The organism is Pseudomonas sp. ACM7 (assembly GCF_004136015.1).
Taxonomy (GTDB): Bacteria; Pseudomonadota; Gammaproteobacteria; order Pseudomonadales; family Pseudomonadaceae; genus Aquipseudomonas; species Aquipseudomonas frigoris.
In genome coordinates, this window is the sequence record NZ_CP024866.1 from 5,305,969 (window position 1) to 5,323,831 (window position 17,863).

Here is a 17,863-nt window from a genome sequence, read left to right on the forward strand (position 1 = left end):
ACTGGCTTATAACGTAGTGCGTCGAGAAGCCAGTCAGGCGGCTGTAGCTCATAAGCGGGCTCCCAGCGAGGTGAGTTTCAAGTTTGCCTGTCAGCACATCGCCAGCCATCTAGTGGTCATGGCCGGAGCGGTCTCGCCCTCACACACGCCAAGACGCCTGGACGAGCTTCGCGGCAGCATTGGTGTGCTCTTCATAGTAAAACGCCCCAGGCCTGCGAGGCCTAGGGCGGTGAAGATGTCTAAAACCCGGTATCCGGTTAACCGCAAGGCTGCTCCGCTTAAGTGAACAGCATTGCGCTATCAAGCGGGGCTTTTCATTGGGCGATTATTAAATCAGATCGCTTCATTCCAGCGAATGTGCGTAATACCCAATTGTTGCGCTTTGATGCGCGCGGTTTCGAGGTTGGCGTGTGCGGCGATTTGACGGTCGGAGTCGGGATAAGCATGGGCGGACGCCGAATGTATCGCCTCGACATCGGAAAACTGTTCGGCCAGTTTGAAAAAGTGCTGACGAACGCCGTCGAACATATAGTGCACGGCATAGGGGATGAGTTTGCTCATATACTCCTCCTTGGGCCGAAGCTCAGTTTTTGAGAGTGGCTCGATGTCGGGTTCGTTCAGTTCTTTGGCGGAATGAACCCGGTCCATCAACTCAAACCTCTTCCAGCGTCAGAAAATCGGGGTGGGAGGCCCGATAACCCAAGGTCTTGTCGATCCAGGCGTTCAGCTCGTTGACCATGACTGGAGGTTTACCCGGATAGCGTTCGAGGGTTGTACGCAGGAGGTCGCCGATAGTGGCAATTGAATGCAGGTTGCGGGTCTTTATGTATTGCCCGATAAAACAGTCGAGTGGGTAATGTTCTGTCTTCGAAAGATAAACACACGCCAGACCATCGACTTGATTAATTATGAAATCGTCGCGCAATTTAATTCTCTGCAAGGCTTGTTGCTGTAAGGATTTCCTTGGTTTATTGACTCTCTGGTCAATTGCGGGGTGCCGAGGGAATGCGGCGAGCATGCTATCCATAGTTATTCTGAATGTATTGAAATGTCAGACAGGCGGTTAATAGTTAAATCGCCAAACAAAGGCAAGTGTTTCTTGGATGAGACGACATGTGTAACGATTAAGTGTTGAATATGTATATATAACTGTTGCTTATTCCTGCATTTATGTCTGTATTGATACGTTCAGGGTGTTTCATCAATCAGTGCAACGCCTTGATTTCTTGAATTGCCCACTGCTCTGTCAACCTTGTACCACTCGAAAACCTCGCTGACTTCACCCTGCAACAGCGCCATCTGCTCTGCGCGTTCTTTGGGGGTGGCCGGGTCAAGCCATTCCCGCGCCAGCGGCGCAGACAACACCACGGGGCGCCGGTCATGAATGTCGAGCATGCCGCCCGCACTGTCGGCGGTGATGATCACAAAACCGTCGTCGGCCCGCGACTCACCCCCCGCGCCGGGAAACTGTCCGATCGCCGCGCATAAAATCGGCGCCCGGTCCCGTCGGCGGATGAGCCACGGTTGCCTCGTCGAATCCCCGGTGTCGACCCATTCGAACCAGTTGTCGATCGGCACGATCGCGCGGTGCGGCCAGATCGCCCGGAAGAAGGCGCCGTGGGCGACTTTTTCGACCCGTGCATTGATCGGTGCCGCCCGATCCTTCGCCCAGTGCGGCCGCCATCCCCAGCGCTGAAAATCGGCGTGCAAGCCGTTGCTCTCCAGATGCAGGAGGGCGAGTTGCGTGGTGGGCGCCGCGTTGTAGCGGGCCAGCGGCTCATCACCGACGTGGTTGATCAACGCGTCGGGGATGCTCAGCACGGCGACAAAATCGTGAATGCCACGGTACTGCGACAGGCGTCCGCACATAGGCCGATACTCCCATTGAAGAGCTCCGATTGAAGAACTCTGACTGGAGATTTCAGCTTAGTTGCTCAGATCACATGGGCGCGCTGCAACTCGGTCAACGACAAGGCCTTGAGGCGAGCGAGCAGCGGGTCGCGCCGGTCACGAGGATGGGCCAGTTGCACCGCAAGCTCCTGACGAATGCTGCTGGGGCGATTGTCCATCACCAGCACCCGATCACTGAGGTACAGCGCTTCATCCACGTCGTGGGTCACCAGCAGCAGGGCGATGGCGTGACGTTCGCCCAGTTGCAGCAGCAGGTCCTGCAGTTTCATTCGGGTAAAGGCGTCCACCGCGCTGAAGGGTTCGTCGAGCAACAGCACCTGCGGTCGCGAGTAGAGGCCGCGAGCGATCGCCACCCGCTGCGCCATGCCACCCGACAGCGCTTTGGGCAGGGCTTGAGCAAAACCGCCGAGGCCGACTTCGTCGATCAGTTGCGCGACCCAGGCTTTGTCGTATTGGTTGTCGGCGCTGAAACCGATGTTCTGTTCGACTGTCAGCCATGGCATCAGTCGCGGCTCCTGGAACACAAAAGCGACTTCCCCGGCGCTGCTGAACACTTCGCCCTCAAAGTCCTTTTCCAGGCCGGCGATGATGCGCAGCAACGTGCTTTTCCCGCAACCGCTGGGCCCCAGCAGGCTGACGGCCTCCCGGGGTTGTAGTTGCAAATGGATGTTCTTGAGCACGGTGGTGGCGGCGAAGGTTTTGCGCTCGACGCGAATGTCCAGCAGGTGGTCGGTCATGGCTCAATCCTCTGCGTTTTGGCCGTTGAAGGTGTCGCGCCAGGCGAGGAAACGTTTCTCCAGGCCGGCGAGGATGCCGTCGCTGAGTTTGCCCAACAGCGCCAGCACGATGATTGCCGCCAGCACGATGTCCGGGCGTGAAGTCTCGCGACCGTCGCTGAGCAGATACCCCAAGCCTTTGGTCGCGGCGATCAGTTCGGCGGCGACCAAAAACATCCAGGCCAGGCTCATGCCGCTGCGCAACCCGGTGAACAGACCGGGCAGGGCGGCGGGCAGCAAAATTCGGCGCACCAGTCGCGGCCGGCTGAAACCGTACATCTGCCCGACTTCCACCAGTTTGCGGTCGATGTCGCGGATCGCCGCGACGCCGTTGAGGTACACCGGGAAGAAGGCACCGATGGCGATCAAGACGATTTTCGAGGTTTCGTCGATGCCCAGCCACAGCAGCAACAGCGGCACCCAGGCCAGACTTGGAATCGAGCGCAGGCCGGCGAACGTCGGCTCCAGCCAGGCTTCGGCTTCGCGGCTCAAACCGACCCACGCAGCAAACACCAGGGCCAGACCGGCGCCGATGGCGAAACCCAACAGCACCCGCAACAGGCTGGCGCTGATGTGCTTCCACAGCGCGCCTTCGGCGAGGTCGCTCAAGGTCAGCGCGATCTCGCTGGGGGCCGGCATTTGGTAGGACGGCAACCAGCCGATACGCACGACGAATTCCAGCACGAGGAGGATCAGCACCGGTAGGGCGAGGGCCTTGAGGCGGAGTTTTCAGGCGTTGTTGAGGCGTCGGAGTGCGGGCAATGCCAGCGGGGCGGACAGGTGTTTGCTTTTGCTGGTCATTGGGTTCTCCGGTCACGACGAATCAAGATCAAGAGATCGCAGCCTCGTTTCACTCGACAGCTCCTACACGAGCCACGGTTTCTTTGAAGCCGATGTCGATCAGTTGGTCGATCACTTGATCGACATTCACCCCACGACGAACCAGTTCTTCGGAAACCAGGATCGGTGCGGCAGCCTTGGAGGCGATCACATCCTTGGCGGTCAGTTGCGGGCTGCTCAGGTCGGTGCGCGACAATTGCAGCTTGGCCACTTCCAGCGGCAGACCGGATTCGCCAGCGAGTAGCTTCGCCAGTTCCTCGGGATTTTTTACCGCCCACTCGCGAGCTTGCTCGTAGGCATTCAGTACGGTGTCGATGGTGTGTGGGTGTTCTTTGGCATAGCTGTCGGTGACGCTGACCACGCCGTAGCTGTTGAAATGAGTGTTGCGATAGAGCAACCGGGAGCCGGCCTGAACCTGGCTCGCGGCCATGTGCGGATCGAGTCCGGCCCAGGCGTCGATGTCACCTTTTTCCAGCGCAGTGCGACCGTCCGGGTGCTGCAAATGCACCAGTTCCACATCGTCTTTGCCCAGGCCTGCCTGTTGCAGGCTGCGCAGGGTAAACAGGTACGGATCGGTGCCCTTGGTGGCGGCGATTTTTTTACCTTTCAGATCGGCCACGGTCTTGTAGGGCGAATCCTTGCGCACCACCAACGCCGTCCATTCGGCGCGGCTGTAGACGTAAACCGATTTGATAGGGCTGCCATTGGCGCGGCTCAGCACGGCGGCGAGGCTGGCGGAGGAGGCGAAGTCGACGCCGCCGCTGTTGAGGTATTCCAGCGAGCGGTTGCTGCCCTGGCTCAGCACCCAGCTGACCTTGGTCTGTGGCAGGGCTTTTTCCAGAAAGCCGAAGTGTTTGAGCACCAGGCTCACGGGCGAGTAATAGGCGTAATCCAGATGCACTTCGGCCGGTGGCGCTTCAGCGGCCTGGGCAAGCGGTAGCAGGCTCAGCGCCAGGGCGCAAGCGCTGAGCAGAGACCTGACGTGGGGAAAACGGAAGGTGGTTTTCATGGGACAGCTCCAGGCAAGGCGGCGAAGTTCTTATTTCCAAAAAAACATTTTTTATAAATGCTTCCTGCATAAAAGGAATATTGCATGCTCTGTGCCATGTTTTACGTGACGAGTGTTTTCAAGGCCTTGGAGCTGAAGCAGGGGCAGAGAAATGTTCAAGGGAAAACAGTCTGTTTAGTCGCTGTTGCTGGGCAAACACTGTTCGCTGCTGGTCATGAGCTTATGCATAAATCGAATTTTAAAAGCCTCTTGTAAGAGCGTTATGGTCTATCGCAATAACCCTCAAGGAGCCCCCGATGAACCTGTCCCGATTCGTGCGCAGTCTGCTGACTAGCGCACTGTTCGCCGCACCACTGGCTTACGCCGCCGAGCCCGTCGTCCTGCACGTCGGTGATCAGAACTACTACAACGTTCGCGCTTCGGTGGAGGCATCGGGCGTACTGAAAGACGCGCCTTATACTGTCGACTGGAAGCACTTCCAGGCCGCCGCGCCACTGGCCGAAGCGCTGAACACCGGCGCGCTGGATCTGGGTTTTCTCGGCGATTCGGGTTTTCTGTTCCTCGCCGCCAAGCAGGCGCCGGTGAAACTGATCGGCGTCTCGCGGCAAAACCCCGACACCATCGCCTTGCTGGTGCCCAAGGACTCACCGGTCAAAACCATCGCCGATCTGAAGGGTAAGAAAGTCGCTTATTGGCCCGGTGCCTGGAGCCAGCAACTGACCCTGCGCGCCCTTGAAAAAGCCGACCTGCCGGAAGACTATGTCGACTTCATCAAACTGATGCCGATCGATGCCGCCGCCGCGTTGCCTCAGGGCAGCATCGACGCGTTCCCGGTCTGGGAGCCTTACATCTCTCAGCAGATTCTGTTCTCCGGCGCCCGGCCGATCCTCACCGCCAAGAACCTGATGCCCGGCCTGAGCGCCATCGCCGCCTCGACGCCGTCGATCGACAGCAAACGCGAAGCCATTGCCGACTTTCTGGTGCGCCTGAAAAAGGCCCGGGCTTGGGTCGACAATCACACCGACGAGTACGCCGATCTCTGGGCGAAGAAAGCCAACCTTGACCAGAACGTCTCGCGCCATTGGTTGCGCCAGGCCCACATGACCGTCGGCCCGGTGGATGCGCAGGCCGCAAAGGATCTGCAAAGCACCGCGGACTTCCTGTTCAAGGTAAAAGCGCTGCCGGCTGCGTTGGCGACTGCACCGATTATCGACAGCTCGTTTCAGCAGGCGTTTGACCAGTAACCCACGATGCCGGGCAGCACTGGAACCAAACACTGTGTACCCTTATCCAACCTCGGCCCGCAGCGACCTGCGGGCCGACGAAGGATGAACGGGCGAAGGATTTTTGCCCTTTGAAGTGTTGATCGTAACGGTCTGGCCCAAGGCAAAACATGAAACAGCTGTTCAAGGTTCTATCTGCATTCATCATCGCCACAGGGCTGGTTGGGTGCATCGCTTCTCCCATCGAAATGACGCCGCAGACCGAACAGCGTCTGAGTGCGCAACCACCGATCCGTTTCCTGCTGACCTTCGACGACGGTCCCAGCGCATCGAGTTTCTGGAATCCGACGATGACGGTGCTCGACAGTCTGGCCACAAACCCGGTGCAACCGAACCTCAAAGCGGTGTTCTTCGTGCAGACCGGTGCGCCACGTGCCGGCAACAGCGAAATCGGTCGCGAGGTCATGCGCCGTGAACACGCAGAAGGGCAGATACTGGGCTTCCACACGGCCACTCACGGGCACACCAATCATCGGTCTCTGAGCCCGGAGGACCTGGAGCAGTCGCTGACTAAGGGCAGCGCTGACATCGCCGCGATCACCGGCGCGCCGCCGACCCTGGTACGTCCGCCATTCTGGAACTATGACAAACGGGTCTTCGCCGCCTATCAGCAACACGGCATGCATGTGCTGCTGACCGACCTGAGCGCCAATGACGGCAAGATCTGGGGCTTCAACGCCAGCCCCCGGCGGCGGGCCCACTTCTTGCGCACAATGTCCGAAGTGCGCGAGCGCATCGCCCTTGGCGAATTACCGGTGGTGGACGGGGTGATTCCGGTGGTGGTGACCTTCCATGACCTCAATCGCTATACCGCCCGGCATACTCGCGAGTACCTGCAAATCCTGCTCGACAGTGCACAGGCTGCCGGTGTGAAAACCGCCGAAAAGCCCTTTTACGACGACACGGCAGCGCTGCAACGGGCCGCCATGGCGCGTACCGTTCGCGACAGTTCACAGCCGGTTAAATTGCCGGGGCTCTGGAATTGGATCTGGGGTGGGGATTCTCACTGAAAGGTCGCCAAAGTGAGAAACAGCTAACACTTATTTTCAGCATTGGCGAGCGCAGGATGGGAAAAGCCCATCTATGCTGAGCAAGTTGGATCCGATTAATGGCCACGGAGGCGCCTGTCATGGTTTCAGTTCCTGAGCTTTGCCGCATTGTTGAGTCCGGTTTTCAACCGCGTTCCTGTGCCTGCACGGTGAATCCGGACGGAACGTTACGGATCAAAGTCTACGAACCCGCCGCCGGGCGAATTGATCTGTTGATTACTGGAGTATCGCCAGCACGGCTGACCACCGTTCGCGATATCTCCAATCTGATTGGCGAGTTGCGCATCGAGATGCGCGCCGGTCGTCGGGCGTTTGCCGGCTGAAGTGGATCTATGTAACAGCTGGCGTAGCCTGCGTTCGGTTCGGGCCGCGTTCGGACGAAGCGGTCGTGAAATCAGGCACTGCGGTGTTTCAGGTGAACTGCGGATACCGGTTTTACGACTGCTTCGTCCGAACGCGGCCCGAACCGAACGCAGGCTTCGCCAGCTGCGGATCGCGTTACAACTGCAATTACTTCCGCGGCTGCAGTTCATCAATCATCTGCAAGCAATGATTCAACCCCGGCGATACGTCGCCCACGCGCCTGCTGAGAATAATCGGCGAGGTCGCGTTGTCTTCCAGCAGCGGCGTGAAACCAATGTCGTCGCGGTGCAACAATTGCACCGAGGCCGGCACCAGGGTGACGCCGATTCCCGCTCCCACCAGACCGATGGCTGTTTGCAGCTCATTGGTCCATTGCGCCACATGGATGCTCACGCCATAGGATTCGAATAACGCGATGACGTGATCGGCGTAGCTGGGCCGCGGGTTGCCGGGGTACAGCACGAACGGTTCTTTCGCCAGTTCGCGAAGACTGATCGGCCCGGCCAGTAATGGGTGACCGGCGGGCAGGGCGGCGACCAGTCGGTCTTCAGTCAAAACAGTCTGGATGATCGCCGGGTCGTCGATGCGGATGCGGCCGAAACCGATATCGATACGCCCGGCCTTGAGCGCCTGAACTTGCTGCAGCGTGGTCATTTCCGAGAGCCCCAGTTCAAGCTCCAGGGGCTCGCCGCTGCGCAAACGGCGAATCAGTTCCGGCAGCACGCCGTACAGCGTCGACGGGGCAAAACCGATGCCCAGCCAGGTCTTTTCGCCGAGACCGATCCGTCGCGTGTTGTCGCACACCTTGCCCAGTTGCTCGAGCAGGGCGGTGGAGTGTTCATGGAAAAATCGGCCGGCGTCGGTCAGCTTCAGCGGCCGCCCGCGTTCCAGCAACAACACCCCGAGTTCATCCTCCAATTGCTGCATCTGCCGACTCAGGGGTGGTTGGGCAATGTGCAGAAGCTCGGCGGCGCGGGTGAAGTTGAGGGTTTGAGCCAACACCTGAAAATACCGCAGGTGACGCAGTTCCATGGAGCCTCCAGATGCAAGTCGGTTTCATACCTTAAAGGTATCAAGTCAGACCAATTCTATATTGGCTTCCCGAAAAAAGCCGTACCAGAATCGGTTCCAGAACTTTAAGAACCTGACGGGTATCGACATGCTTGCAACAGCCATTGAATCGATCGAGACGATCATCGTCGATCTGCCGACCATCCGCCCGCACAAGCTGGCGATGCACACCATGCAGAACCAGACCCTGGTGATCATTCGCGTGCGCTGCGCCGACGGCATTGAAGGTATTGGCGAATCCACCACCATCGGTGGCCTGGCCTACGGCAACGAAAGCCCTGACAGCATCAAGACCAACATCGACCGACACTTCGCACCGCTGCTGCTGGGCCAGGACAGCGCCAATGTGAATGCCGCGATGTTGCGCCTGGAGCGCAGCATCCGTGGCAACACCTTTGCTAAATCAGGTATCGAAACCGCCTTGCTCGACGCTCAGGGCAAGCGCCTTGGGCTGCCGGTCAGCGAGTTGTTGGGCGGCCGCGTTCGCGATGCCCTGCCAGTGGCGTGGACCCTGGCCAGTGGTGACACCGACAAGGACATCGCCGAAGCGGAAAAAATGCTCGACCTGCGCCGCCACCGGATTTTCAAACTGAAAATCGGCGCGGGTGAGGTCAACCGCGACCTGGCCCACGTCATTGCGATCAAAAAAGCCCTGGGCGACCGCGCCAGCGTGCGGGTCGATGTCAATCAGGCCTGGGATGAAGCGGTTGCGCTGCGCGCCTGCCGGATCCTGGGAACCAACGGCATCGACCTGATCGAACAGCCGATCTCTCGCAATAACCGCGCCGGCATGGCGCGCCTGAACGCCGTGAGCCCGGCGCCGATCATGGCCGACGAATCCATCGAGTGCGTGGAAGATGCGTTCAATCTGGCCCGTGAAGGCGCGGCCTCGGTGTTTGCCTTGAAGATCGCCAAGAACGGCGGCCCGCGTGCCGTGCTGCGAACCGCTGCGATTGCCGAAGCGGCCGGTATCGGCCTGTACGGCGGCACCATGCTCGAAGGTGGCATCGGCACCCTGGCCTCGGCCCATGCCTTTGTCACGCTGAACAAGCTGGCGTGGGACACCGAGCTGTTCGGCCCGCTGCTGCTGACTGAAGACATTCTCAGCGAGCCGCTGGTCTATCGCGATTTCGAGTTGCACGTGCCGAAAACACCGGGCCTGGGCCTGAGCCTCGATGAAGAACGTCTGGCGTTCTTCCGTCGTGACAAAACGTCTACTGCCATTCATCACGCCTGAGGAGAGCATTATGCTGTTCCACGTAAAAATGACCGTGAATCTGCCGGTCGACATGAATCCGCAAGCAGCCGCCAAATTGAAGGCTGACGAAAAAGCCCTGGCCCTGCGCCTGCAAGAGCAAGGCAAGTGGCGTCACCTGTGGCGCATCGCCGGGCACTATGCCAATTACAGCGTTTTTGACGTCGACAGCGTGCAGGAACTGCACGACCTGCTCATGCAATTGCCGCTGTTTCCGTACATGGCGATCGAGGTCGACGCGATGTGCCGGCATCCTTCTTCCATCCGCGAGGATGACCGCTGAACCCAGCCTGTTCAGTTCGCTACGCTAATAATTACAAGATGAGGAACCCACCAAAATGAACGTCAAGATTTCCCACACTGCCAGTGTCCAGAAGTTTCTCGAAGAGGCCAGCGGTCTGCTCAACGACGCCGGCGACCCGCGGGTCAAGGCCCTGGTCTACCGCATCCTGCGTGATTCGGTGAACATCATCGAAGACCTGGCCGTGACCCCGGAAGAGTTCTGGAAAGCCGTCAACTACCTCAACGTGCTGGGTGCGCGTCAAGAGGCCGGGTTGGTGGTGGCCGGGCTCGGTCTGGAGCATTACCTCGACCTGCTGATGGACGCCGAAGACGAGCAGGCCGGCAAGGCCGGCGGCACACCGCGAACCATCGAAGGCCCGCTGTACGTGGCGGGTGCGCCGCTGTCGGAAGGCGAAGCGCGACTGGATGACGGCGTCGATCCGGGTGTGGTGCTGTTCATGCAGGGCCAGGTCAAAAACACCGCCGGCGAACCGTTGGCCGGCGCGGTGGTGGATGTCTGGCACGCCAACACCGGCGGCACTTATTCCTACTTCGATACCACTCAATCGGAGTTCAACCTGCGTCGTCGTATCGTCACCGATGCCGAAGGTCGTTATCGCTTGCGCAGCATCGTGCCGTCGGGCTATGGCTGCCCGCCGGACGGTCCGACCCAGCAACTGCTCGATCAATTGGGCCGTCATGGTCAACGGCCGGCGCACATTCACTTCTTCATTTCCGCGCCGGATCATCGTCACCTGACCACCCAGATCAACCTCGATGGCGATCAATACCTGCACGACGATTTCGCCTATGCCACCCGTGACGAGCTGATTGCCAAAATCACCTTCAGCGACGATCCACAGCGTGCAGCGGCGCACGGTGTCAGCGGTCGATTTGCCGAAATCGATTTCGATTTCACCTTGCAGACCTCCGCGCAACCCGACGAGCAGCAACGCCACGAACGGGTCCGCGCACTCGAGGACTGATCGCGGGATGTGAGCGAACCCGACCTTGTGGGAGCGGGCTTGCTCGCGAAGGGGCCATCAGCTTCAGCATCAACGCTGACTGACACACCGCCTTCGCGAGCAAGCCCGCTCCCACACGGGTTTCGGTAACTGACTGGCAGCACGTCGGCCTACTGACACACCGTTGCGCGCACTGTTCTAGAATGGCCCGACGTTACCTATAACAACAATGAGAGTTACCCGATGATGCAAGCGCAACTGTTGAGTCAGCGCAGCACCGTATTCGACCACGCCGACCCTTACGCGGTGTCTGGCTACGTCAATCAGCATGTCGGTAACCATTGCATTCTGATGCCCCGGGCCGGGCGACCGCTGGCCAGTCTCAATCATCGCAAGTTTGCCAGCCTCGACCTGTGCCGCATCAGCTATGGCGGCAGCGTACGGGTTACTTCCGGTGCGCTGGAAAGCATCTATCACCTGCAAGTTCTGCTGCGCGGCAACTGCCTGTGGCGCGGCCACGGCCAGGAACACTACTTCGCGCCCGGCGAGTTGCTGCTGATCAATCCCGACGATCCGGTGGACCTGACGTATTCCGACGATTGCGAAAAATTCATTCTGAAAGTCCCTACCCCGTTGCTGGAATCCGTGTGCGATGAACAGCGCTGGCGCTATCCGGGGCAGGGCGTGCGGTTTCTGGAGAACCGTTATCAGCTCGATGAACTGGAAGGCTTTGTCGGTCTGCTGGCGATGATTTGCCAGGAAGCTGAGGCCACCGAGCAGATTCCCAGGGTGCAGGAGCACTACGCACAGATCATCGTCAGCAAGATGCTCAGCCTGATGAAGACCAATGTCAGCCGGATCAGTCTCGGCTCACAGACGGCCACGTTCGAGGTGATTGCCGACTACATCGCGGGCCACCTCAAACAGGACATCGACAGCGAAGAACTGGCGCGCCAGGCGCGGATGAGTTTGCGCTCGTTGTACGGATTGTTTGAACGCAACGCCGGCACCACGCCGAAAAACTACATCCGGCAAAAACGCCTTGAGCGCATCAACGCCTGCCTGAGCGACCCGACCTGCAACGTGCGCAACGTCACGGAAGTGGCCATGGATTACGGCTTCCTGCACCTGGGCCGGTTCTCCGACAGTTACCGCAAACAGTTTGGCGAACTGCCGTCGGACACCCTCAAACGCCGCCACTGAAACACCGGACCCCGTAGGAGCTGCCGCAGGCTGCGATCTTTTGATTTTGCTTTTTAAAGGCAAGATCAAAAGATCGCAGCCTGCGGCAGCTCCTACGGGGTTCTTGCATTTTGCAGTAAACGGATACGGGTCTGCACCCAGCGGATAGTCCGCCACTTCCGCCCGTCCTAGCATGGCCCTGCCTGAATAAAAACAATGGAGGCGGCGGCCATGTCCCTGCGACCCGAATACCTTCACTCCCTGCTCGAAGATGACAAAGAACAGGGCATCTATCGCTGCAAGCGCGAGATGTTCACCGACCCGCGGCTGTTCGATCTCGAGATGCAGTACATCTTCGAAGGCAACTGGCTGTACCTGGCCCACGAAAGCCAGATCCCCAACAAAAACGACTTCTACACCACCACCATGGGGCGCCAGTCGATCTTCATCGCGCGCAACAAGGACGGTGAGCTCAATGCGTTCCTCAACGCCTGCAGCCATCGTGGCGCGACGCTGTGCCGGCACAAGTCCGGCAACAAAAGTTCGTACACCTGCCCATTCCATGGCTGGACCTTCAACAACTCCGGCAAGCTGCTCAAGGTTAAGGATCCGGCCGAAGCGGGCTACCCGGCGAGCTTCAACTGCGAAGGCTCCCACGACCTGACCAAGGTTGCGCGTTTCGAGTCCTATCGCGGCTTCCTGTTTGGCAGCCTCAAGGCTGATGTCGTGCCGTTGGTTGAACACCTGGGCGAGTCGGCAAAGATCATCGACATGATCGTCGACCAGTCCGCCGATGGCCTGGAAGTATTGCGCGGTTCCTCCAGCTACATCTACGAAGGCAACTGGAAACTCACCGCCGAAAACGGCGCCGACGGCTATCACGTCAGCTCCGTGCACTGGAACTACGCGGCCACCCAGAACCAGCGCAAGCAGCGCGAGGCCGGCGATTGCAACCCGACCATGAGTGCCGGCAGTTGGGCCAAGCAGGGCGGTGGTTTCTACTCCTTCGACAAGGGCCACATGTTGCTCTGGACCCGTTGGGCCAACCCTGAAGATCGCCCGTTGTACGAGCGTCGCGACGAACTGGCCCAGGACTTCGGCAAGGCCCGCGCCGACTGGATGATCGAGAACTCGCGCAACCTGTGCCTGTACCCGAACGTGTACCTGATGGACCAGTTCAGCTCACAGATTCGCATCGCCCGGCCGATCTCGGTCGACCGTACGGAAATCACCATTTACTGCATCGCCCCCAAAGGCGAAAGCGACCACGCCCGTTCGAGCCGGATTCGTCAGTACGAAGACTTTTTCAACGTCAGCGGCATGGCCACCCCGGATGATCTGGAAGAGTTTCGTTCCTGCCAGACCAGTTATCAGGGCAGCGTGACCGCCTGGAACGACATGTCCCGTGGCGCCGAACACTGGATCGAAGGCGCCGATGAGGCGGCCAAGGAAATCGACCTGCATCCGCTGCTCAGCGGCGTGCGCACCGAAGACGAAGGCCTGTTCGTGCTGCAACACAAGTATTGGCAGCAGACCATGCTCAAGGCCCTAGCCGCCGAGCAGTCCGAACTGATTCCTGTGGAGGCCGTGCAATGACCATCACCTATGACACCGTGCGCGATTTTCTCTACCGCGAAGCGCGCTACCTCGATGATCGGCAATGGGACGAATGGCTGGAGTTGTACGCCCCGGACGCAACGTTCTGGATGCCGTCCTGGGACGACAACGACGAGTTGACCGAAGACCCGCAGCGGGAAATCTCGCTGATCTGGTACGGCAACCGCACTGGCCTGGAAGACCGCGTCTTCCGCATCAAGACCGAGCGTTCCAGCGCCACCATGCCGGACACCCGCACCTCGCACAACATCAGCAACATCGAGCTGCTCGAGCAGGCCGACGGCTTCTGCAAGGTGCGCTTCAACTGGCACACCCTGAGCTTTCGCTACAAGACCGTCGACAGCTATTTCGGCAGCAGTTTCTACACCCTCGATGTGCGCGGTGAAAACCCGCTGATCAAGGCCAAGAAAGTGATCCTGAAGAACGACTACGTTCGCCAGGTCATCGATGTTTACCACCTGTGAGGCAGCCGTCATGACTCATTCCATCGCATTCAATTTCGAAGACGGCGTCACCCGATTTATCGACGCCAACGCCGGCGAAACCGTGGCCGATGCCGCGTATCGCCAGGGCATCAATATTCCACTGGATTGCCGCGACGGCGCCTGCGGTACCTGCAAATGCTTCGCCGAGGCCGGCCGTTATGATTTGGGCGAGGAGTACATCGAAGACGCGCTCAGCGCGGAAGAAGCGGAGCAAGGTTTTGTCCTGACCTGCCAGATGCGCGCCCAGAGCGATTGCGTGGTGCGCGTGCCGACCTCATCCGAGGTGTGCCGCACACGTCAGGCCAGTTATGACGCGACCATCAGTGCCGTGCGCCAGTTGTCCGACAGCACCATCGCGCTGTCGATCAAAGGCGAAGCCCTGAGCAAACTGGCGTTCCTGCCGGGGCAATACGTGAACCTCGGGATTCCCGGCAGCGAGCAGACCCGCGCCTATTCGTTCAGCTCGTTGCAGCGCGACGGCGAGGTCAGTTTCCTGATCCGAAACGTGCCCGGCGGCTTGATGAGCAGCTTCCTCACCGGCATGGCCAAGGCCGGCGACAGCATGAGCCTGGCCGGGCCGTTGGGCAGCTTCTATCTGCGCGACATTCGCCGTCCGTTGTTGCTGCTGGCCGGTGGTACGGGACTGGCACCGTTCACGGCGATGCTGGAAAAAATCGCCGAGCAGGGCAGTGAGCATCCGCTGCATTTGATCTACGGCGTGACCAACGATTTCGATCTGGTGGAGATGGATCGACTCGAAGCCTTCGCCGCACGAATCCCGAACTTCAGCTTCAGTGCCTGCGTGGCCAACCCGGACAGTCAGCACCCGCTCAAGGGCTACGTGACCCAACACATCGAACCGCAGCATTTGAACGAAGGCGACGTCGATGTTTACCTGTGCGGCCCGCCGCCGATGGTCGAGGCCGTCAGCCAGTTCATTCGTGAAAAAGGCATCGCGCCGACAAACTTTTACTACGAGAAATTTGCCGCCAGCGCGGCGTAAGAATTCTCTGCGGCATTGTCCCTGTAGGAGCTGTCGAGTGAAACGAGGCTGCGATCTTTATAAGGGCGACATCAAAAGATCGCAGCCTCGTTTCACTCGACAGCTCCTACGGAGGGGTTGGCGCAAACACGAGGTATGTATGAACAGATTCCACGAAAAAGTCGCGCTGATCACCGGCGCCGCCCAAGGCATCGGTCGGCGCGTTGCCGAGCGCATGGCGGCGGAAGGGGCGCGGTTGATTCTGGTCGATCGCTCCGAGCTGGTGTTCGAGGTTCAGCAGCAATTGGGGCAGGGCAGCCAGGTGCTGGCGCTGACCGCAGATCTTGAGCAATACAGCGAATGCAGCCGCGTGATGCAAACCGCCGTCGAGCGTTTCGGGCGTCTGGATGTGCTGGTCAATAATGTAGGCGGGACGATCTGGACCAAGCCTTTTGAGCATTACGAAGCGTCGCAGATCGAGGCCGAAGTGCGCCGTTCGCTGTTCCCGACGCTGTGGTGCTGTCATGCCGCGCTGCCGTTCATGCTTGAGCAGGGGAGTGGCGCTATCGTCAACGTTTCGTCCATCGCCACGCGCAGTGTCAATCGCGTGCCGTACGGTGCGGCGAAGGGTGGGGTCAACGCGCTGACCGCTTGCCTGGCCTTCGAAACCGCCGGTCGCGGGATTCGGGTCAATGCCACCGCACCCGGTGGCACCGAAGCGCCGCCGCGGGTGATTCCGCGCAACAGCGCCGATCAGAGCGAGCAGGAGAAGGTCTGGTATCAGCAGATTGTCGACCAGACGCTCGACAGCAGTTTGATGAAGCGCTATGGCACGCTGGATGAACAGACAAGCGCTATTCTGTTTCTGGCCAGCGACGAAGCGTCCTATATCACCGGCATGATCATGCCGGTCGGTGGCGGCGACCTGGGCTGACGCGACTGGCCAACAACCCATCCTCAATCGGAGTCATCGTGATGAGCGACAAACCCACGATCGTGCTGGTCCATGGTTTTTGGGGCGGTGCTGCCCACTGGAACAAAGTCATCGCGGGTGATGGGCATCACCCAGAAAGCGCCACTGGCCAGCACCTTCGGCGACACCATTAACACGGTGGCGTGGAAGAAGAAGCCGTCGTGGTATCAGGTTTCCACAGATGACAGGATGATCGCACCACAAAATCAGCAGTGGATGGCGGAGCGGCTGAACGCCAGGGAGATCCTGACCCTGAACGCCAGCCATGCGTCCCTGGCGTCGATGCCGGTCGAGATTGCAGCGTTCATCGATAAGGCCGCGACGGCGTTGGCCGCAGGATAGAGAGCCTTACAGGCGACGCTGAAACGCTTTGATGATTCTGAGCGTGGCGTCGCTTGTGTTCAGGTTCTGTACCGCGTCCAGCGGATACCAGATGCAATCGAAAATTTCGTTTTGCGGGCGGGCCTCGCCCGGGTTCGTCACAAAGGCCTCGTACACATGGTGTCGGGTGCTGGCCGTTTGCATCTCCATCAGGTACAGCATCCCGTCGACCCCAAGCCCTGTCTCTTCCTGAAGCTCTCGCGTGGCGGCGTCGGCAATGGCTTCACCGCGCTCAACCTTTCCGCCGGGTAGCATCCAGCGACTCCTTGGCTTGCGCACCAGGAGAATGTGCCGGTCCTGCTCGCAAATGACGGTCGCGCGTACTTTCATGTGTTACCTGATTGCCGTTTGTCATAAATCAGTCATAAAAATGCAATATTCGAGCCGGGGTGTCTGTCTCAAGGGTTGGAGTGATGGTCGAGGTTGAAAGTGCAACCGGATGCCGAAATTCTGGCGCGACGTCTGGTCGGCACTTCATGGAAGGTCGGGTGTAAGGTATTCAAGTGAATCTAGGATCATCACTGCCGAAATGGAGGTGACTATGAGCGTTCCAATGCTGACCAAAATGCACATGAACGGTTATGACGTACTCAGCGTGAACAACGGCCCATGGCGAGTGTGCACCAAAGGTGACCGGCTTGGAGCCTTTGGCAGTAGAGAGGAAGCACTGGCCTTTGCGGCCGCTCTTCCCGGCTACAAGGCCAAAGCAAGTCGGCCTGCACGCAGCCAGAAATCAGATAAATAGCGCACTTGCAGCCCCGGTTCGCAGGGGCTTTTCTTCGCTGGGCGCTGAGGTCCCGGGCTAATAACCGCCGCCGGTGCTGCGGGAAGGCTCTCGGGCTTTTTGTTGCGCGTGGCTCCATTCCGCGCAAGTCATGAAGCTTGTATGGTCGACCTTGCCCTTGCCATCGAAACTGACGTTGTACGTCTGCTGATGGCCGGCCTGCGTGAGCTTGTAGTCAAAGCACGTGCCAGGCTCAACGGTGCGATCCGTTATGGATAAGGGCTGGCCGCCAATCTGCTGGACTTGATCCTTGCTCATGCCGGTCTCGACCTTTGCGACCAACGGCTGATCCCGATAGACACGCGACTCGGTGCTGCAGCCACCCGACGCTGCCAGTACAACGACCAGCGCGCATAGAGGCTTGTGCATGGCAGCGCTCCTGCTAATGAGCTTTCGTTCGAGTGATAAACTTGGCTTTCACTTCCTCGGCATAACCCTTCAGTCGTTCTTCATCTCCCTGAAATAACTCGCACAGTTTTAGGGTTGCTTGCGCATCCACATCATTGCCGGCCAAGCGTAGCTGCTCTGCGATGCGCAAAAGCTCTACCGCTGACCATCTCAAATCCGACGCAACGCTTTGCAGGTTACGCCGAAGTTCGTTTTCAGATTCGTTAAGCCACATGATGACCTCCTGCCAATCCCCGCTACGAAATTT

General features: G+C 59.2%; 21 protein-coding genes and 3 pseudogenes. 14 read left to right on the forward strand and 10 right to left on the reverse strand.

From position 1 onward, the window contains the following. Window positions 1-286, forward strand: a pseudogene (locus tag CUN63_RS25270) (IS4 family transposase); the annotation flags it as partial. Window positions 287-333: 47 nt separating this feature from the next. Here CUN63_RS25270 and CUN63_RS25275 read toward each other — a convergent pair. From CUN63_RS25275 to CUN63_RS25300, 6 genes and pseudogenes are all read right to left on the reverse strand, one after another. Beyond that, window positions 334-561, reverse strand: coding sequence for a DUF6555 family protein (locus CUN63_RS25275; protein ID WP_129443466.1), 228 nt, complete (start codon window positions 559-561; stop codon window positions 334-336). Window positions 562-652: 91 nt separating this feature from the next. Beyond that, window positions 653-925: a hypothetical protein gene (locus tag CUN63_RS25280; RefSeq protein ID WP_129445155.1), complete on the reverse strand. Its 273-nt coding sequence runs from the start codon at window positions 923-925 to the stop codon at window positions 653-655. Between the two features lie 263 nt (window positions 926-1,188). Continuing rightward, a complete protein-coding gene (locus CUN63_RS25285; RefSeq protein WP_129443468.1) occupies window positions 1,189-1,869 on the reverse strand; it encodes an SOS response-associated peptidase in 681 nt (226 codons plus the stop codon). A 65-nt stretch (window positions 1,870-1,934) separates the two neighbouring features. Next, a complete protein-coding gene (locus CUN63_RS25290; protein ID WP_129443470.1) occupies window positions 1,935-2,648 on the reverse strand; it encodes an ABC transporter ATP-binding protein in 714 nt (237 codons plus the stop codon). A 3-nt stretch (window positions 2,649-2,651) separates the two neighbouring features. Continuing rightward, window positions 2,652-3,488: pseudogene (locus CUN63_RS25295) on the reverse strand (ABC transporter permease). Between the two features lie 49 nt (window positions 3,489-3,537). Next, a complete protein-coding gene (locus CUN63_RS25300) occupies window positions 3,538-4,536 on the reverse strand; it encodes an aliphatic sulfonate ABC transporter substrate-binding protein (RefSeq protein ID WP_129443472.1) in 999 nt (332 codons plus the stop codon). Between the two features lie 296 nt (window positions 4,537-4,832). Between CUN63_RS25300 and CUN63_RS25305 the strand changes: the two genes are divergently transcribed. The 3 genes from CUN63_RS25305 to CUN63_RS25315 all read left to right on the forward strand — a co-directional run bounded on the left by CUN63_RS25305 (window position 4,833) and on the right by CUN63_RS25315 (window position 7,191). After that, window positions 4,833-5,780, forward strand: a complete 948-nt coding sequence (locus CUN63_RS25305) for an ABC transporter substrate-binding protein (RefSeq protein WP_129443474.1) — start codon at window positions 4,833-4,835, stop codon at window positions 5,778-5,780. 149 nt (window positions 5,781-5,929) lie between these two features. Next, window positions 5,930-6,829: a polysaccharide deacetylase family protein gene (locus CUN63_RS25310; protein ID WP_129443476.1), complete on the forward strand. Its 900-nt coding sequence runs from the start codon at window positions 5,930-5,932 to the stop codon at window positions 6,827-6,829. A gap of 119 nt (window positions 6,830-6,948) precedes the next feature. Next, a complete protein-coding gene (locus CUN63_RS25315) occupies window positions 6,949-7,191 on the forward strand; it encodes a DUF1652 domain-containing protein (protein ID WP_129443478.1) in 243 nt (80 codons plus the stop codon). Between the two features lie 187 nt (window positions 7,192-7,378). On the opposite strand, the gene CUN63_RS25320 is transcribed toward CUN63_RS25315, so the two are convergent. Next, window positions 7,379-8,263, reverse strand: coding sequence for a LysR family transcriptional regulator (locus tag CUN63_RS25320; RefSeq protein ID WP_129443480.1), 885 nt, complete (start codon window positions 8,261-8,263; stop codon window positions 7,379-7,381). A 127-nt stretch (window positions 8,264-8,390) separates the two neighbouring features. Between CUN63_RS25320 and CUN63_RS25325 the strand changes: the two genes are divergently transcribed. From CUN63_RS25325 to CUN63_RS25375, 9 genes and pseudogenes are all read left to right on the forward strand, one after another. Next, entirely contained in the window at window positions 8,391-9,539 is a 1,149-nt protein-coding gene (locus CUN63_RS25325) for a muconate cycloisomerase family protein (protein WP_129443482.1), read from the forward strand. 10 nt (window positions 9,540-9,549) lie between these two features. Then, a complete protein-coding gene (gene catC / locus CUN63_RS25330; protein ID WP_129443484.1) occupies window positions 9,550-9,840 on the forward strand; it encodes a muconolactone Delta-isomerase in 291 nt (96 codons plus the stop codon). A 55-nt stretch (window positions 9,841-9,895) separates the two neighbouring features. Continuing rightward, window positions 9,896-10,825, forward strand: a complete 930-nt coding sequence (gene catA, locus CUN63_RS25335; RefSeq protein WP_129443486.1) for a catechol 1,2-dioxygenase — start codon at window positions 9,896-9,898, stop codon at window positions 10,823-10,825. Window positions 10,826-11,047: 222 nt separating this feature from the next. Then, a complete protein-coding gene (locus tag CUN63_RS25345) occupies window positions 11,048-12,007 on the forward strand; it encodes an AraC family transcriptional regulator (RefSeq protein WP_129443488.1) in 960 nt (319 codons plus the stop codon). 210 nt (window positions 12,008-12,217) lie between these two features. Continuing rightward, window positions 12,218-13,582, forward strand: a complete 1,365-nt coding sequence (gene benA, locus CUN63_RS25355) for a benzoate 1,2-dioxygenase large subunit (RefSeq protein WP_129443490.1) — start codon at window positions 12,218-12,220, stop codon at window positions 13,580-13,582. After that, window positions 13,579-14,067, forward strand: a complete 489-nt coding sequence (benB, locus tag CUN63_RS25360) for a benzoate 1,2-dioxygenase small subunit (RefSeq protein WP_095129739.1) — start codon at window positions 13,579-13,581, stop codon at window positions 14,065-14,067. Before benA ends, benB begins: the two co-directional genes overlap by 4 nt. 10 nt (window positions 14,068-14,077) lie before the next feature. Then, window positions 14,078-15,091: a benzoate 1,2-dioxygenase electron transfer component BenC gene (gene benC, locus CUN63_RS25365; protein WP_129443492.1), complete on the forward strand. Its 1,014-nt coding sequence runs from the start codon at window positions 14,078-14,080 to the stop codon at window positions 15,089-15,091. Window positions 15,092-15,230: 139 nt separating this feature from the next. After that, entirely contained in the window at window positions 15,231-16,004 is a 774-nt protein-coding gene (locus CUN63_RS25370; protein WP_129443494.1) for a 1,6-dihydroxycyclohexa-2,4-diene-1-carboxylate dehydrogenase, read from the forward strand. 117 nt (window positions 16,005-16,121) lie between these two features. Further along, window positions 16,122-16,385, forward strand: a pseudogene (locus CUN63_RS25375) (alpha/beta hydrolase); the annotation flags it as partial. A gap of 6 nt (window positions 16,386-16,391) precedes the next feature. Here the strand turns inward: CUN63_RS25375 and CUN63_RS25380 are convergent. After that, window positions 16,392-16,754, reverse strand: a complete 363-nt coding sequence (locus CUN63_RS25380; protein ID WP_129443496.1) for an NUDIX hydrolase — start codon at window positions 16,752-16,754, stop codon at window positions 16,392-16,394. A gap of 211 nt (window positions 16,755-16,965) precedes the next feature. On the opposite strand from CUN63_RS25380, the gene CUN63_RS25385 reads away from it, so the two are divergent. After that, window positions 16,966-17,169, forward strand: coding sequence for a hypothetical protein (locus CUN63_RS25385; protein WP_008154564.1), 204 nt, complete (start codon window positions 16,966-16,968; stop codon window positions 17,167-17,169). A gap of 57 nt (window positions 17,170-17,226) precedes the next feature. Here the strand turns inward: CUN63_RS25385 and osmE are convergent, their stop codons facing one another. Both osmE and CUN63_RS25395 read right to left on the reverse strand, forming a co-directional pair. Next, window positions 17,227-17,577, reverse strand: a complete 351-nt coding sequence (gene osmE, locus CUN63_RS25390; protein WP_129443497.1) for an osmotically-inducible lipoprotein OsmE — start codon at window positions 17,575-17,577, stop codon at window positions 17,227-17,229. Window positions 17,578-17,590: 13 nt separating this feature from the next. After that, window positions 17,591-17,830, reverse strand: a complete 240-nt coding sequence (locus CUN63_RS25395; RefSeq protein WP_129443499.1) for a hypothetical protein — start codon at window positions 17,828-17,830, stop codon at window positions 17,591-17,593. Window positions 17,831-17,863: the final 33 nt, after the last annotated feature.

Bases quoted from the DNA above. Each gene is read 5' to 3' on its own strand.
- CUN63_RS25275 (WP_129443466.1), bottom strand. From the start codon at position 561: ATGAGCAAACTCATCCCCTATGCCGTGCACTATATGTTCGACGGCGTT.
- CUN63_RS25285 (WP_129443468.1), bottom strand. From the start codon at position 1,869: ATGTGCGGACGCCTGTCGCAGTACCGTGGCATTCACGATTTTGTCGCC.
- CUN63_RS25290 (WP_129443470.1), bottom strand. From the start codon at position 2,648: ATGACCGACCACCTGCTGGACATTCGCGTCGAGCGCAAAACCTTCGCC.
- CUN63_RS25300 (WP_129443472.1), bottom strand. From the start codon at position 4,536: ATGAAAACCACCTTCCGTTTTCCCCACGTCAGGTCTCTGCTCAGCGCT.
- CUN63_RS25305 (WP_129443474.1), top strand. From the start codon at position 4,833: ATGAACCTGTCCCGATTCGTGCGCAGTCTGCTGACTAGCGCACTGTTC.
- CUN63_RS25310 (WP_129443476.1), top strand. From the start codon at position 5,930: ATGAAACAGCTGTTCAAGGTTCTATCTGCATTCATCATCGCCACAGGG.
- CUN63_RS25315 (WP_129443478.1), top strand. From the start codon at position 6,949: ATGGTTTCAGTTCCTGAGCTTTGCCGCATTGTTGAGTCCGGTTTTCAA.
- CUN63_RS25320 (WP_129443480.1), bottom strand. From the start codon at position 8,263: ATGGAACTGCGTCACCTGCGGTATTTTCAGGTGTTGGCTCAAACCCTC.
- CUN63_RS25325 (WP_129443482.1), top strand. From the start codon at position 8,391: ATGCTTGCAACAGCCATTGAATCGATCGAGACGATCATCGTCGATCTG.
- catC (WP_129443484.1), top strand. From the start codon at position 9,550: ATGCTGTTCCACGTAAAAATGACCGTGAATCTGCCGGTCGACATGAAT.
- catA (WP_129443486.1), top strand. From the start codon at position 9,896: ATGAACGTCAAGATTTCCCACACTGCCAGTGTCCAGAAGTTTCTCGAA.
- CUN63_RS25345 (WP_129443488.1), top strand. From the start codon at position 11,048: ATGATGCAAGCGCAACTGTTGAGTCAGCGCAGCACCGTATTCGACCAC.
- benA (WP_129443490.1), top strand. From the start codon at position 12,218: ATGTCCCTGCGACCCGAATACCTTCACTCCCTGCTCGAAGATGACAAA.
- benB (WP_095129739.1), top strand. From the start codon at position 13,579: ATGACCATCACCTATGACACCGTGCGCGATTTTCTCTACCGCGAAGCG.
- benC (WP_129443492.1), top strand. From the start codon at position 14,078: ATGACTCATTCCATCGCATTCAATTTCGAAGACGGCGTCACCCGATTT.
- CUN63_RS25370 (WP_129443494.1), top strand. From the start codon at position 15,231: ATGAACAGATTCCACGAAAAAGTCGCGCTGATCACCGGCGCCGCCCAA.
- CUN63_RS25380 (WP_129443496.1), bottom strand. From the start codon at position 16,754: ATGAAAGTACGCGCGACCGTCATTTGCGAGCAGGACCGGCACATTCTC.
- CUN63_RS25385 (WP_008154564.1), top strand. From the start codon at position 16,966: ATGAGCGTTCCAATGCTGACCAAAATGCACATGAACGGTTATGACGTA.
- osmE (WP_129443497.1), bottom strand. From the start codon at position 17,577: ATGCACAAGCCTCTATGCGCGCTGGTCGTTGTACTGGCAGCGTCGGGT.
- CUN63_RS25395 (WP_129443499.1), bottom strand. From the start codon at position 17,830: ATGTGGCTTAACGAATCTGAAAACGAACTTCGGCGTAACCTGCAAAGC.